We start from the raw sequence: 14,187 nt of genomic DNA on the forward strand, positions 1-14,187 counted from the left end.
CGTATCGCAACCTACCGTCTCGCAGAGGGAGTCGAGCGATGGACTGCACCATCTGCATGCCGAGGAAACTGTGGGATCTTCCGTTCCTGGCGGAACCCCAGGAGGTGGCGGCTCTGCGGCGTGTCCTGCGGCTCCACCTGGAAGTGTGGGGCTTGCCTGAAGTAACCGAGGCGGCCCAGCTCTGCGTAAGCGAGCTTGTTTCCAACGTGATCAATCACGTTGGCCTTGAAACCCCAACCACCCTTGCTGTCTCGATGAACGGCAGCTACCTGCGTATCGAGGTTCACGACCCCGACACCCGTGCCCTACCGACGTTGGTCCAGGCGGGGCTGGGCAGCGAAGCCGGCCGTGGGGTGGCCCTCGTCGATGCCGTGGCCGACCGCTGGGGTGTCGAACTTCGCGCCGACCGCAAGGTGACGTGGTGCGAGTTGGACACGAGCCTGCCTTCGACTTGCGTCCACACGGTGCGCCCCATGACCACCGGAGTGGACGAGCTGCTCAACAACTACAGAGCGAAGAAGGCGCCGAATGTGACCGGCGCGGAATCTGAACCTCTGGCCCTGACCGCGGCGGAGGAAGCGGCGATCGACATCATCGCCGACCTCCTCCGCTGGATGCAGGCGCATGGCCGCGACGCGGACGACGTACTCGACCGAGCCCAGACGCACTTCGAGGCGGAAGCCGAGAAGTTCACCCGCTGGTGATCGCGGCCGAATACGACCACACATCGGCGGGGAGCTCATGCTGTAGGTCCCAAGTGATCGCCATGGGCTTACTCCCACTGTGCTTCACGTAGGTGGCCGGGCCTAGGAGCATCCAGGGCTCGGGCTTGCCGATGCTGTTCTCTTTGTAACGGCGCAGGAACAGCACGACGCGGCTGCCCTGCTCGGCGTGGTGTTGGTAGCGCAAGCCCGTCCGGGAGCTCTCGGATGTGCTGTTCTGGGACTCCCAGTGATAACGAGTGGGAGTGATCGCGTAGTCCTTGTAGCGAACGTTGGGTGAGAAGTCTCGTTCGTTCTTCTCCGAGGTGATGAAGAGGACGTCGGTCTTGATGTCCTCGACCCAGCTCACTCCCTGACTGAAGACACCTGGCATCTGACCTCCCAGCCGCGCCACTCCGAGCGCCGCGAGGATCTCGGAGCGGTTATAGGAGCTGTGGATCTTCAGCGGGAGGTGACTGAGTGGGCCGCTTAGGGAGATGGGGAAGTGATCAGTTCGGTCGAGGACGTACGTCAGGACCTGGCGCAGTTCGTCGCGGACCCGTTCCTGGACGCGTAGGGATTCCAGCCCCTCCCGATAGCTGGAGAAACCGCCCCCCTTGTCCCAAAGGTTGAAGAAGAGCATGCGGGCGTATGCCCGCTCGGACTGGGAGAGGGAGTCGTAGTCGGGGGCGTCGTCTGCAAGGAGGCGCAGGTACGCCTGGGTCCGCTTGGGTTCGTCCACGTGAAGGAAAGCGTGGACGCGCTTGAGGACCTCCTCCTCGCCCGGCAGGGGGGTTGCCTTGATGATCCCCGCCTTACGTAGGACCGTGGTCCACGAGTTTTTGTTCTTGTAGAGCTCCTTGATGTCCCGCCTGCTTTCGCGGAGGTAGGCGTCGAGTCTGGGCGTGCTGTAGTCCCGGACCTCCTTCGCCAGCGTGGTGATCGTGGCGTTCAGCTGGGTGCTGATGTTGTCGAGAACGAGGTCCTTGGACTTGCCCTCCAGAATGATCTGGCAGCCGGAGGGCAGCTGAGGGAAGCCACGTTCGATGCTGTCGATAAGGCGGTTGCGGGACAGGTTCGTCAGCATGCGGAACTGCTCCTCGAAGCGGAACTCGGCCCGATGCTGGCCGATGAAGTCGAGCACGGTCAGCACGGGTTTGTTCGGAGTACGGCGCAAGCCGCGCCCCAGTTGCTGGAGGAAGACGGTCGCGCTGTTCGTGGGGCGCAGGAGCAGCAGTGTGTCGACCTCTGGGATGTCGAGGCCCTCGTTGAACAGGTCGACAGAGAAGATCACTTGGATTCGGCCGGCCTTGAGGTCGCTGAGCGTCTGCTCACGTTCTGTGGGGGAGGAGTCGCTGTCGAGGGCCGCAGCCCGAAGTCCCGCCTTGTGGAATTCCTCGGCCATGAAGTGCGCGTGCGCCTTGGTCACACAGAAGCCCAAGGCACGCATGGCGGAAGGGTTCGAGATCTTGTCCTTGACCTGCTTGAGGACGATGAGAGCTCGTGCATGGCTTCCCGTGAGGAGGTTGCCGAGTTCGTCCCTGTCGTAGTTGCCTGCCCGCCAGTTCAGCTGGGTCAGATCCGTGCCGTCCGGGATCCCGAAGTAGTGGAAGGGGCACAGTAGATCGGCCTCAAGAGCTTCCCACAGCCGCATTTCGGCCGCGATCCGTCCGCCGAAGAACTCGTCTTGAACATTGAACCCGTCCATCCGCTCTGGCGTCGCGGTGAGGCCGAGTAGTTCGGTGGGTTCGAAGTGGTCGAGGACACGGCGGTACGTGGTCGCGGTGGCGTGGTGGAACTCATCGATGACGATGGCGTCGAAATGGCCGGGATCGAGCTGTTCCAACCGCTGGAGGTTGAGGGACTGGACACTCGCGAAGACATGGTTCCAGTCGCGAGGTTCCCGGCCGTTGTAGAGCAGCTCGCCGAAGGACGCATCAGCGACTACCTCTTGGTACATGCGCAGAGACTGCTTCAGGATCTCCTTGCGGTGCGCCACGAAGAGCAGCCGAGGGAGCTCTCCGCCGCACTGATCACGCATGGTGCGGTAGTCCAGGGCGGCCATGACTGTCTTGCCGGTGCCGGTGGCTGCGACCAGGAGATTCTCGTGGTGGTCGCGGATCTCGCGCTCTACGCGGAGGCGTTCCAGCATGTCCCGCTGGTGCGGGAAGGGCTGCACCTCGAGTCCGGAGAGGTTGATCTTGAGCTCGTCGCCTGCCCCATTTCCTCCCGCCTGGAGCAGCGCTTCGTCGAGGCGTTTCCCGTCCTCATCGGGGTCGTACGCCTCGAAGGCGGGATCGTCCCAGTAGGCATCGAAGGTCGCCTCGAACTTGTCGAGCACCCGAGGCGTGGCGATCGAGGACAGCCGTACGTTCCACTCCAGGCCGTCGAGCAGTGCCGCCTTCGACAGGTTGGAACTGCCCACGTAGGCCGTGTCGAAGCCGGTGTTGCGCCGGAACAGCCACGCTTTGGCATGCAGACGCGTGGACCGGACTTCGTAGTTGACCTTCACCTCGGCACCGAACTCACGGACTAGGCGGTCCAGGGCGTAACGATCGGTGGCGCCGATGTAGGTAGTCGTGATGACCCGGATCGGGACTCCGCGTTCCCTCGCCGCGCGCAGTGAGTCTTCGAGGACTCGTATGCCGTACCACTTCACGAACGCGCAGAGCAGATCAATACGGTCTGCAGTCGCCAGCTCGGCCCTCAATTCTGCGCCCAGGCTGGGGTCGTCTGGTGCGTTCGTGATCAACGCCGCCTCAGACAGAGGTGTGAGCGGGCGAATGGCGTAGACGCCTGGCGCTTCCCGCTCGGCAAGTGTGAGCAGTTGCCGAGGACCGTCAGCGATGCCGTCGCCCATCTCGTCCATATCTGGGTCGGGAGCGCTGGCGGCCAGCGAGCACATGATCTGGTTGGCGACGGCAACCTGCTTGTCGTGGGGTAGCTGGCTCAGTCTGAGCCTCACAGCCTCGCCGATGTGGCGGGCCAACACGTGTGGGGTGGACTCCTCACTGACCTCCGCATCGATGGCCTTCCAGCCCCTTGCGTTCAACTGCCTCATCTGCGCTTGCAAGCGGCGGGTAACGAGCTGCTCGTACACACCCGAGACCGGCTGTGACAGATCCCTTGGTTGAGTCACGCGTGTTCCCCCCTGATCCCTCAGACCGCATGACTAGTTGTAACAGGGATCACTGACAGCCGTGGCGGCTTGTCAGTGCTGCCCAACGCGATCGCATATCGGCAGTGAATCGGTCAGATAGGGAATTAAAAGTGACATGAGTGATCGAGGTGCTTCAGTATGGCGGGATGGGAGAACGAAAGATCGGTCACATCGATGGCATCGCCCCGGGCGCGGAGTTCCATCGACGGCTGCAGGTGAAGCGCAACAACCTCCACCGGGACACGATGCGGGGCATCTCATGGCTCGAAGATGGGGATGGTAGTGAAGTCGCTGACGCTATCGTGCTGCACGGGGGATATGAGGACGATCACGATGACTGGACGACGATCCGGTACACGGGAGCCTCGCCTGACAAGGAGAAGGTCAAGGTCAATGGGGTTCCGAGGCTCCTGTGCAGTCAATCCTGGGAGTATCAGGACAATGCTGCGCTGAAGAGGAGTTATGGCCGGAGGCATTACATACGGGTCATACGCGGGTGGAAGGGTGATTCGAGGTACTCCCCGATCAACTGCTACAGGTACGACGGGCTGTACGAGATCACGGATATCCGCACAGCCATCTCAAAGTCTCCGGCACCGGACGGCACGCCGATTGAGATCTGCCAGTTTGACCTGAAACGTTTGCCCGATGAGCTCCAAGATCCAACCTCGGTGGAGCGTCAGATATCCGACTTGCTGGAGCAACGGCAAGAGCGCCCACAGGAAGAGCTGCCGGAAGAAGAGTCAGAGTCAGCGGGGGATGAGGCTGAGGAGGACTTGGATGAGGAAGCACCGGAGGGGGAAAAATTCCCTGAGACGCGTAGTGCTGAGGTCCAGCGCCTGGTGCGCGACGACGCGGTGATAAGGAACGTCAAGAGGCTCCACGGTGGGGAGTGCCAGGCGTGCGGCCTCCGACTGGTAGGGCCAGGCGGGAAGTCGTATAGCGAAGGTGCCCACATCCGTCCTCTGGGGAAGCCGCACAAGGGCCCGGACGTGGAGCCGAACGTCCTGTGCCTATGCCCCAACTGTCATGTGCGACTTGATATCGGTGCCATCGTTATTGACGACGATTGGTCGATCATCGTGCGGGCTGGAGCCATGGGTGGGAACCTTCGGCTGAAGCTCAAGAGGCACCGGAAGCACAAGATTCACTTGGACTACATTCGCTACCACCGTGAGTGGTGGCTGAGCCGATTGGACCCCGGCGAGGAGTAGAGCCGGGGTCCTTGCGTCGTGTGGGTGTGGAGCGGTGGGGGCTGACCGGCTACACCGCTCCGTGGCACCCCTCGTAAGCCCGGACCGCCCCACACCAACACCCCGCCCCCCTCTGCGGCGGCCAAGCCACAGCCCGTCCCCGGGCCGCCAGCGTCGTCGCGTACTGCGGTAGCAGCGCGATGTCACCCGGAGACGAGCCCTCCGACGCCGCGAACGCCTCGTACGACGGGACCGTGCCCGTCACGATGCCGAGGTTGGCCGTGCCGGAAGAGGACAGCTCGCGCAGTGAGGACTCTATGGTCGAGAGGTGGGTGTCGTGGGAGGGGTATTCGGCAGCCAGGGTCGGGTACGCCGAGAGAAGTTCCGAGAGTTCCGGAGCCGGCCAGTGGAGGATCGCCACCGGGAAGGGGCGGGAGAGGGCCTCTCGGTAGGCGCCCAGTTCGGCTCGCAGGCGGGAGATCTCCGCGGCCAGTTCCGCCGGGTTGTCGGAGCCGAGGGACCAGACGCGTTTGGGGTCGTGGAGTTCGTCCAGGGGGACCGGGGACGCGTGGAGCGCGTCCGCCAGGGTGTCCCAGGCGTCGTGCGGCAGGCCCAGCATGCGGCGGACCCGGTGGCGGCCGTAGAGGAGAGGGTGGGTCGAGGGGGCGGGGGTCGCCGTATCCGCATCCGTGTCGTCCGCCGGAGGCAGGAGCAGGGTCGCCGCCTCCGTGAAGGTCTCCGCCGCCGCCTCCAGCTCGTCGTGCGACTCCAGGGACTCCGCGACGATCACCCAGGGGGCCGGGTCGCGCGGGGCGGCCACCCGGATGCCCTCGATGATCGCCCTCGCCTCCGCCTCGTGGCCGTACTCCCAGAGGTTGGAGGCCTTCAGGGCCCGGACCAGGGGTGGGTTGTCCAGGCCGTCCGATGCGGACAGCAGGCGGTCGTAGAGCGCGGTGGCCGCGGGGCGGTCGCCGGACAGTTCGAGGTGGGCCGCGGCGCGGAGCAGGAGGGCCTCGGCGTCCTCGGGATACAGTCCGGCGGTCCGCTCCAGGCGTGCCGCTTCGGCGGTGTGGTCGACGTTCTCGGCAGGCGTGTCGGGGCGCATGGGGGACACCGTACTGCCGAGCCGCCGTGGAGGGGGGTAAGTGCTGGTCAGGGGGTCGTCAGTACGCGTTCACACCGTCACTCCGTCCACCTGGACCGTCTGGACCGACTTCGCCGCGAAGGGGAGCGACACCGTCCTGCCCGACAGGTACGTGTCCGAGTGCGGGGTGTAGAGGTCCGTGCCGCCCGTCGTCACCGTGTTCCAGCGGGGGACCAGGCCGCCCGAGCCGCCGGTCACAGCGGAGAAGCGGGAGAGGTCGAAGGTCAGGGTCGTCGCCGATGACGAGGTGTTCGCCGCCACTATCACCAGGCGTTTCGCCGCCTTGTCCAGAGCCGCCACCGCGTAGCTCGCTCCCGTGTCCAGGATCGTCATCCCGGGGCGGATGTGGCGGGTGAATTGGGCCAGTACGTAGTATTTCGCCTGTATGGCGCCCGGTTGCAAGGTGCTCGCGTCGTACGCGATCGTCGCCCAGCCCGCGCTCGGGTCCATCACCTGCCAGTACACCCATGCCGTCGGGTGCAGCCAGCGGAAGTCGTAGAGGAGGTTGCCGGCCAGGGTGAGCCCGGTGGCGTCGTCGTCTCCCGTCTCCGAGTTCCACAGGGCCTTGCCCGCCGTCGTCACCACGTCCGTGTAGAGGAGGTCGCGGCGGCCGCCCGAGCCCTGGTAGCCGTGGACGTTCACCCGGTCCACGTAGCCCTTCGTCGTGGAGGAGAAGGAGTTCCAGGTGGTGCGGGCCAGGTCGTAGCTTGTTTCGTCCGAGGCCGAGATCTCGGTCGTCGTCAGGCCTCGCTTGTCCAACTCGCTGCGCAGGTAAGGGAGTACGGCCGCCTGGACCGTCGCGTCCATGTGGCAGCCCTCCTGGGTGCCCGTCGCCGTCCACCAGGAGGACGAGGGCTCGTTGAAGGCCTCCACCGTCGTAAAGCTCACGCCCCAGTTGCGCTTCGCGTACAGGGCCACGGCCGCCAGGTGCGAGGCGTGCTGGCGGTAGTTCCAGGACTGGAGGTTGTCGCCGCCGTCCGACGCACCCGAGGGGTTGTGGTTCAGGCACATCCACCACATGGGGGAGTTGGCGAAGAGTTCGCTGATCGCGCCTCGTTGGGTCGCCTTCTGCAGCATCGCGCGTTGCGTCGCGTCCGCCGTCCACTTCCAGGACGACGACGTCGGGTCCTCGTTCGTCCAGTCCTGCCAGTAGCCCTCGATCTGCTTGAAGGACGGGATGTCGGGGGAGGCGGCCATCGACTCACCGCTCACGCTGTTCCAGCTGCACGCGCCCAGGTTGTAGCGGGCGATGTTCAGGCCCAGGCCGGGGAGCGCCGTGCCGTCGTACGTCGTCGTCTTCGTCGTGAAGAAGATGTCCGCGAAGTCGTCCCGCGCGCCGAAGACGTTCGCCCACCAGGCCAGTGAGGTGCCCCAGCCCTCCCAAGTGCCGTAGGTGGAGGACGGGTTCACGGCTATCGTCGCGTCGGCCCTCGCCGTGCCCGTGGTCAGGGCGCTGCCCAGGAGGCCGCCGCTCGCCGCGGCCAAGAGTGTTCTGCGTCGGATCATGGCTTCTCCGCCTCTCCGTGCTCTCCGTTGCGGCTTCGGCAGCAGGAAGCATCGGGGGTGGCGGGTGGGGTTGTCGAGGGTTCTGACAGTACTTTCTAAAACCAGTTGAGGAAGCCCGCGTCACCTCCCGGACGCCCGGTGACTATGGCCAGACGCCTGGTGACTATGGCCAGTTGTGCGCCCTGGGCCTACCCTGCGGGCGGCTCCCGTGGAGGTGGGTGCGGATGCTTGCGGCGTCGGGTGTGCGGGTCGTACGGCACGGCGATCGGCGCAGGCGTGCCCGGCGCCGACGGGTGCTGTGGGGCGGGGGAGAGGTGCTCGTCACCGTCGGGGTGCTGCTCATGCTGCTGGTTGTGCACCAGTTGTGGTGGACCAACCTGGAGGCCCGGCGCGGCGCCGAACGCAAGGTGGAGGCGCTGGAGCGGGAGTGGGGTCCCGGTACGGACACCGGTCGTGCCTCCGCGTCGCCCACGGCACCTTCGTCGCCGTCGGCCTCCGCGGCGGAGCCAGGAAGCTCCGACTCCCGTGCGCCGCGGCGGTCGTACACCCCTGTCGTCCTGCCCGGCACCTCCCAGGCGTACGCCGTCCTCACCATCCCCCGGCTCGGCCTGCGCGTTCCCGTCGCCGAGGGCGTGAGCAAGGCCGACGTCCTCAACAAGGGGTACGTCGGCCACTACCGGGGAACCCAACAACCGGGCCAGGCGGGGAACTTCGCGCTCGCCGGGCACCGGAACACACACGGCGAGCCCTTCCGGTACCTGCCCCGGCTGCGGCGCGGGGACGAGATCGAGGTGGAGACGCGGACGGCGACGTACACGTACGACGTCGACCAGATCCTGCCGCAGACCTCGGCCACCGACTCGGGGGTCGTGCGGCCGATCCCGCGCTCCCTCGTCCGGCCCGCCTACGGGTACTCCGAGCCCGGTTACTACATCACCCTGACCACCTGCACCCCCGAGTTCACCTCGCGCTACCGGATAGCGGTCTGGGGCAAGCTGGTCTCCATGCGGCCCCGCTGACCTGCTGCCCCCGGTGACCGGCTACCCCCGCTCCCGGAGCACCAGCACACTCACCGCCCCCACCGCCGCAAGCCCCGCCGACACCAGCAGGGCGACGTCCGCGCCCCGGGCCAGGGTGTGGGACGAGGTGGCGAGGGCGATGGTCAGGGCCACGCCGGCGCAGGAGCCGATGTAGCGGAAGGTCTGCTGGGCGCCCGAGCCCATCGCGGCGCGCTCGCGCGGCACCGACTCGACGGCCAGCAGCGGCAGCGCGCCGTTGAGCAGGCCGCTGCCCGCTCCGCCGATGATCAGGCCGGGCAGCAGCCGGGTCCAGGAGCCGGAGGCGAGCGCGCCGAGCATGGTCAGTACGGCGACGGTGTGCAGGGCGAAGCCGACGGCCAGCTGTACGCGCGGGGCGATGCGGCCGGCCAGGCGCTTGACCTGGAGGGCGACCGTGAAGCTCAGTCCGGACCAGAGCAGGAACAGCCAGGCCGTCCGCATCGGGGACAGGTGGAGCGTCTGCTGGAGCAGGGCCGGCAGGAAGCTGAACAGGGCGATCACCGCGACGCCGGTGAACAGGCCGCCGGCCGAGGAGGCCAGGAAGCGGGGGCGGCGCAGCAGGGCGAGGTCGATCATCGGCGTGCGGGTCCGGTGTTCCACCGCCGCGAAGAGCGCGATCAGGAGGACGGCGGCGGCGAAGAGGAGTGCGACCGGGGTCCGGAGCCATCCGTCGCGGCCCAGGGTCAGGGCGGCGACCAGGGCGACCAGGGCCAGGCCGAAGGTCAGGGCGCCGAGGATGTCCGGCCGGCCGCCGCGCGGGGCGCGGGACTCGGTGAGACCTCGGGTGCCGAGGGCGGCCACGACCACCGCCGCGGCGCCCAGGACGCCGTACGCGATGCGCCAGCTCGGCAGCGCGCCCGCGACGAGCGGGCCCACCGCGATGCCGCCGCTGACGAAGGCGCCCCACACGCCGGTCGCGTGCAGCCGGCCGTGCGGGGACGGGAAGGCCGCCACCAGCAGGCCGAGGCTGCTGGCCAGGATCGCCGCGCTCGCCGCTCCCTGGGCGATGCGGGCGAGGGTGAACTGCCAGGTCGACGTCGTGAGGGCGCCGAGGGCGGTGGTGAGGCCGAGGGCCAGGGTGCCGCCGAGGAAGATCCGGCGGCGGCCGTAGTCGTCGGCGAGGCTGCCGGCCACCAGCAGCAGGGCGGCGAGGCCGAGCGGGGTGCCGTTCAGCAGCCAGGCCTGGCCGGAGAGCGGGGTGTGCAGGGCGGCCGCGGTGTCCGGGAGCGTGACCATCGGGGCCGTGTACGTCATCAGGGCCACGGCGGTGGCCGCGCTGGTCAGGGCGAGGGCGGCCCGGGGGCGTGCGGGGGCGTCCCGGGCGGTCGTCGCGCCGGGTACGGCCGTGGCGGCGGGGGTGCTGGTGGCGGAGTCGAGCCCGGTCATGGCTGGTCCTGTCCTTCCGGGGCCTGCGGCGGCCTGCGGACGGTCGCCGCACCGGCGTGCGATCGATAGGTTCGTTCATTGAACTGACCTTGACCCGGCCACCGTAGCATCGTTGGTTCGGTCATTGAACCCACGCGTCGGAAAGTGGCTACAGTGGACGGCATGGCACTGGGCAAGGACTACGCGACACAGGAGTGCTCGATCGCCCGCGCGCTCGAGATCGTCGGCGAGCGCTGGACGCTGCTCGTCGTCCGGGACGCGCTCTACGGCGTCCGGCGCTACAACGACTTCCTGGTCCACCTCGGCATCCCGCGCGCCGTCCTCGCCGCCCGGCTGCAGACCCTGACCACCGAGGGCATCCTCGAAAAGCGCCGCTACCAGCAGTCGCCGCCGCGCGACGAGTACGTCCTCACCGAGCGCGGCGTCGCCCTGTGGCCCACCCTGCGCGCCCTCGGCCTGTGGGGGCGTGAGCACTACGCGGAGGCGCAGCTGCGGTACTTCCGGCACGTGGACTGCGGCACGGAACTCGGCCCGTACGGCGAATGTCCCCTCTGCCGGACCCTCGTACCGGTCGGGGACGTCGTCATGACACCCGGCCCCGGCCTCGACCGCGCCCCGGCGGATCCGGTCAGCCGGGCCCTGCTGAAGCCGAAGCGGCTGCTGGAGCCCCTGGAGTCCCTGGAGGCGGGACCCGCCTGAGCGCTCAGGCGGACCGCGAGTCGTCGCTCCTGAGCAGGTCGATGCCCATCCGGTCGGTCCGGTTCGACCGGCCGCCCAGCCGGTGGACGACCACCCACCGCCCGTCCGCCATGGCCCCGGCGAAGACGGAGGCGTGGCGGGTCGCGCCGTTGTGCCAGTGCAGCACGCCGGCCCGCTGCCACGAGGGAGCGGGGTCGCCCAGCCGGCGCTCGATCACCAGCCGGACCAGCAGCTCGGCGACCGCGCGCGGCGTGGCCCACAGCCCGCCCGCCGGAAGGATCGCCCCGCCCATGGTCCAGGGCCTGCGCTCGCCGCCGAGGAGGCCGGGGGCGAGCAGGCGCCGGCCGGTGTCGGGACGCGCGGTCACCTCATGGACGTCCAGCGGCCGCAGGACGTGCTCGGCGAGCAGTTCCTCGTACGCGACGCCGGCCGCGGCGACCAGCGCCGCGCCCAGCACGGCGTACCCGAGGTTGGAGTACTCCTCCTGCTGTCCCGGCGACCGGACCGCGACCCTGTCCAGCCGGCCGAGCAGCCGCCGGAGGGCGCATGCGTCGAACGCGGCGTACGGGTCGCGGCCGTTGGTGAGGGGCGGGAGGCGGGGCAGGCCGGAGGTGTGCTCGGCCAGGTGCCGCAGTGTGATGCCGGTGCGCGGGGTGGCGGGGAGCCAGCGCTCCACGGGGTCGTCGACGTCGAGCAGGCCCGCGGCGGCCATGCGCATGAGCGCCGTACCGGTGAGCACCTTGGTGAAGGAGCCGATCTCGACGAAACGGTCCACCCCGTGACCGTCGTCGACGCGGGCGGGAGACGTGTCGGTCAGAACGCAGGTGGGGGTGCGCGGCACGTAGGGGCCCTTCGGGTGCGGCGGGCGGCGGGAGGTCCGTCGGGCCAAAGGGCCCGGCACATCTCCCGCACAGCGTCTGCACATTGTCCGGCAGGGGCGCGGGCGGCGCGAGCGGATTTCGGTCATCACCGGTCCCCGCGCCCCCTGTTCTCGCTGGTCAGGTATAAAGGGCAGGTAGACATGGGTGGTTGTGACCGTGGGGAGGGGAGCCGAGTGGTCCGCAGTCCTGCGCGGTCGCGTGCGCTCGCCTCGCTGCTTCTTCTGCTGCTGCCGGTCATGCTGCTCGACACCGGCAACCTGACCGCGACCGTGGCGCTGGCCGCGACCGCCGCCGCCGGTTCCGCGCTCGCCCTCTGCTCCCTGCTCGCCGCCCGCAGCGCACCGGCCGTCCCGCCCACCCGGGTGCGTACGGCGATCCGCGACCGGGCCCGGCGTACGGCGTTCCTGCCGCAGCGCGATCCCGACGCGCCCGGCCGGCGCCGGCCCAGGGCACCCGGACACGCCCTGCCGGCGACCGCCGCGTAGGGCACGTCCCAGCGCGTTCCCGCGTACGTGACCCGCGCGGGTCGTCCTGCCGTTCTGCTCATCTCCAGCGCGCTTCCAGTGCTTTCAGCGGTTTTCGCTGCTTTTGGTGCTTTTGGTGCTTTCAGCGCGCTTCCGGCACGACGAGACCCCCGGAGGGCTCACCCACTCATGTCCGTCTCCTCTGTCTTCTCCCTCTTCGCCCGCCTGGTCGAGCACCTCGCCGACCTGCTCCAGCCGGTCTTCCACGGCTCCGCGGCCGCCGCCGCGATCGTCCTGTTCACCGCGCTCGTACGACTCCTCGTCCACCCGCTGTCCCGCGCCGCCGCCCGCGGCCAGCGCGCCCGCGCCGAACTTCAGCCGAAAATCGCCGAGCTGCGCAAGAAGCACGCCAAGGACCCGCGGCGGCTGCAGCAGGCGGTGCTGGAACTGCACGCCGCGGAGAAGGTCTCGCCGCTCTCCGGCTGCCTGCCCGGCCTGCTCCAGCTGCCCGCCTTCTTCCTGCTCTACCACCTCTTCTCCAGCTCGGCGATCGGCGGCGCGGCGGGCGGGCTGCTCTCCCATCAGCTGCTCTCGGCGCCGCTCGGCGGGAAGTGGGCCGACGCGCTCGGCGGCGGCGGGCCGTTCGGGCCGGCCGGGCTGGTCTACCTCGGGCTGTTCGTCCTCGTCGCGGCCGTCGCCGCCTTCAACTACCGGCGTACCAAGCGGATGATGGCGGACAACCCGGTCGCGGTGGGGGCCGGGGGCGGCGAGCCGGTGCTGGGGCTCGGCGCGGTCAACAAGGTCATGCCGTTCATGTCGTTCTTCACGCTCGTCACCGTGGCCGTCGTGCCGCTCGCCGCCGCGCTGTACGTCGTCACCAGCACGACCTGGAGCGCGGTGGAGCGAGCCTTCCTTTATCGGTAGAGGGCCAGGTCACGGCCCCGGTTACGGTCCAGTACGTGAACAGGGTCTTGCGGACTGGACCGTGCGATTGGAGGATCGACCAGTCCTCCGATGGCTGCACCCATCGGTCCGGGCGCCCGCGATCGAGGGAGATGGTGACCATGAAGCTGCTGCGAGTCGGTACGGCAGGGGCCGAGCGGCCCGCGCTGCTCGACACCGAGGGGACTCTGCGGGACCTGTCGGGCATCGTGGACGACATCGACGGCGCGTTCCTGGCCGACGGGGCCGCGCTCGGCCGGGTACGGGACGCCGCCGACTCCGGTGAGCTGCCCGTCCTCGACGCGGCGGGGCTCCGGATCGGGCCGCCGCTCGGCCGCATCGGCAAGATCGTGTGCATCGGGCTCAACTACCACGACCACGCCCGCGAGATCAGCGCCGAGCCGCCCGCCGAGCCGGTGGTCTTCTTCAAGGCTCCGGACACGGTGGTCGGGCCGAACGACACGGTGCTCGTCCCGAGGGGATCGGCCAAGACCGACTGGGAAGTGGAGCTGGCGGTCGTCATCGGGCGTACGGCCCGCTATCTGTCCTCCGCCGAGGAGGCGCTCGCGCATGTCGCGGGGTACGCGGTGGCCCATGACGTCTCCGAGCGGGAGTTCCAGATCGAGCGCGGCGGCACCTGGGACAAGGGGAAGAACTGCGAGACGTTCAACCCGCTCGGGCCGTGGCTGGTGACGGCCGACGAGATCGCCGACCCGCAGGATCTGCGGCTGAAGCTGTGGGTCAACGGGGAGCTGAAGCAGGACGGTACGACGGCCGAGCAGATCTTTCCCGTGGCGGAGGTCGTGCGGTACGTCAGCCAGTTCATGACGCTGTACCCCGGGGACGTCATCAACACGGGGACGCCGGCGGGGGTGGCGATGGGGCAGCCCGAGCCGAAGCCCTATTTGAAGGCCGGGGATGTTGTCGAGCTGGAGATTCCAGGGCTCGGTCGGCAGCGGCAGGAGCTCAAGGACGCGTAGTAGCTCCGCTGGGGCGCCGGGGAACCACGGTCGTACGGCGGCTGCGGCTTGGTCGTGGCCGGTCGCGCAGTTC

Annotated in this window: 12 protein-coding genes; 7 read left to right on the forward strand and 5 right to left on the reverse strand. The window is 68.6% G+C overall.

All coding sequences use genetic code 11. The features are described 5' to 3' along the window. The first annotated feature begins 38 nt into the window (after positions 1–38). Positions 39–704 carry an ATP-binding protein gene (locus AB0L75_RS27440; protein ID WP_365185759.1) on the forward strand — a complete coding sequence of 222 codons (666 nt, stop codon included), beginning with the start codon at positions 39–41 and terminating at the stop codon, positions 702–704. Here AB0L75_RS27440 and AB0L75_RS27445 read toward each other — a convergent pair. Then, on the reverse strand, positions 691–3,762 hold the full coding sequence (locus tag AB0L75_RS27445; RefSeq protein ID WP_365185902.1) for a DUF3427 domain-containing protein: 3,072 nt from the start codon (positions 3,760–3,762) through the stop codon (positions 691–693). The genes AB0L75_RS27440 and AB0L75_RS27445 overlap by 14 nt on opposite strands. Before the next feature lie 218 nt (positions 3,763–3,980). Here AB0L75_RS27445 and AB0L75_RS27450 point away from each other — a divergent pair, with 218 nt between their 5' ends. Beyond that, positions 3,981–5,075 (forward strand): YDG/SRA domain-containing protein, encoded by a 1,095-nt coding sequence (locus AB0L75_RS27450; RefSeq protein WP_365185761.1) that lies wholly within the window; start codon positions 3,981–3,983, stop codon positions 5,073–5,075. A gap of 49 nt (positions 5,076–5,124) precedes the next feature. On the opposite strand, the gene AB0L75_RS27455 is transcribed toward AB0L75_RS27450, so the two are convergent. Together AB0L75_RS27455 and AB0L75_RS27460 are read right to left on the reverse strand one after the other, a co-directional pair. Then, on the reverse strand, positions 5,125–6,159 hold the full coding sequence (locus AB0L75_RS27455) for a hypothetical protein (RefSeq protein WP_365185763.1): 1,035 nt from the start codon (positions 6,157–6,159) through the stop codon (positions 5,125–5,127). Between the two features lie 69 nt (positions 6,160–6,228). Beyond that, positions 6,229–7,704, reverse strand: coding sequence for a glycoside hydrolase (locus AB0L75_RS27460; protein WP_365185766.1), 1,476 nt, complete (start codon positions 7,702–7,704; stop codon positions 6,229–6,231). Between the two features lie 224 nt (positions 7,705–7,928). Between AB0L75_RS27460 and AB0L75_RS27465 the strand changes: the two genes are divergently transcribed. Continuing rightward, complete coding sequence (locus tag AB0L75_RS27465; protein WP_365185768.1) at positions 7,929–8,723, forward strand: class E sortase; 795 nt, start codon at positions 7,929–7,931, stop codon at positions 8,721–8,723. A 21-nt stretch (positions 8,724–8,744) separates the two neighbouring features. Here the strand turns inward: AB0L75_RS27465 and AB0L75_RS27470 are convergent, their stop codons facing one another. After that, positions 8,745–10,148 carry an MFS transporter gene (locus tag AB0L75_RS27470; RefSeq protein ID WP_365185771.1) on the reverse strand — a complete coding sequence of 468 codons (1,404 nt, stop codon included), beginning with the start codon at positions 10,146–10,148 and terminating at the stop codon, positions 8,745–8,747. 153 nt (positions 10,149–10,301) lie between these two features. Here AB0L75_RS27470 and AB0L75_RS27475 point away from each other — a divergent pair, with 153 nt between their 5' ends. Continuing rightward, positions 10,302–10,847: a helix-turn-helix domain-containing protein gene (locus AB0L75_RS27475; RefSeq protein WP_365185905.1), complete on the forward strand. Its 546-nt coding sequence runs from the start codon at positions 10,302–10,304 to the stop codon at positions 10,845–10,847. A 4-nt stretch (positions 10,848–10,851) separates the two neighbouring features. Here AB0L75_RS27475 and AB0L75_RS27480 read toward each other — a convergent pair whose 3' ends face one another. Continuing rightward, the gene (locus tag AB0L75_RS27480; RefSeq protein ID WP_365185773.1) at positions 10,852–11,688 is read right to left on the reverse strand and encodes a serine hydrolase domain-containing protein; all 837 of its coding nucleotides are present in this window, start codon (positions 11,686–11,688) and stop codon (positions 10,852–10,854) included. A 180-nt stretch (positions 11,689–11,868) separates the two neighbouring features. On the opposite strand from AB0L75_RS27480, the gene AB0L75_RS27485 reads away from it, so the two are divergent. The 3 genes from AB0L75_RS27485 (at position 11,869) to AB0L75_RS27495 (ending at position 14,114) form a co-directional block, all read left to right on the forward strand. Next, positions 11,869–12,213 carry a DUF6412 domain-containing protein gene (locus AB0L75_RS27485; RefSeq protein ID WP_365185776.1) on the forward strand — a complete coding sequence of 115 codons (345 nt, stop codon included), beginning with the start codon at positions 11,869–11,871 and terminating at the stop codon, positions 12,211–12,213. A gap of 168 nt (positions 12,214–12,381) precedes the next feature. Then, positions 12,382–13,116: a YidC/Oxa1 family membrane protein insertase gene (locus tag AB0L75_RS27490; protein WP_365185779.1), complete on the forward strand. Its 735-nt coding sequence runs from the start codon at positions 12,382–12,384 to the stop codon at positions 13,114–13,116. Positions 13,117–13,256: 140 nt separating this feature from the next. Then, positions 13,257–14,114, forward strand: coding sequence for a fumarylacetoacetate hydrolase family protein (locus AB0L75_RS27495; protein WP_365185781.1), 858 nt, complete (start codon positions 13,257–13,259; stop codon positions 14,112–14,114). The last annotated feature ends 73 nt before the right edge of the window (positions 14,115–14,187 follow it).

This window comes from Streptomyces sp. NPDC052101 (assembly GCF_040680235.1).
In the GTDB taxonomy this organism is placed as follows: domain Bacteria; phylum Actinomycetota; class Actinomycetes; order Streptomycetales; family Streptomycetaceae; genus Streptomyces.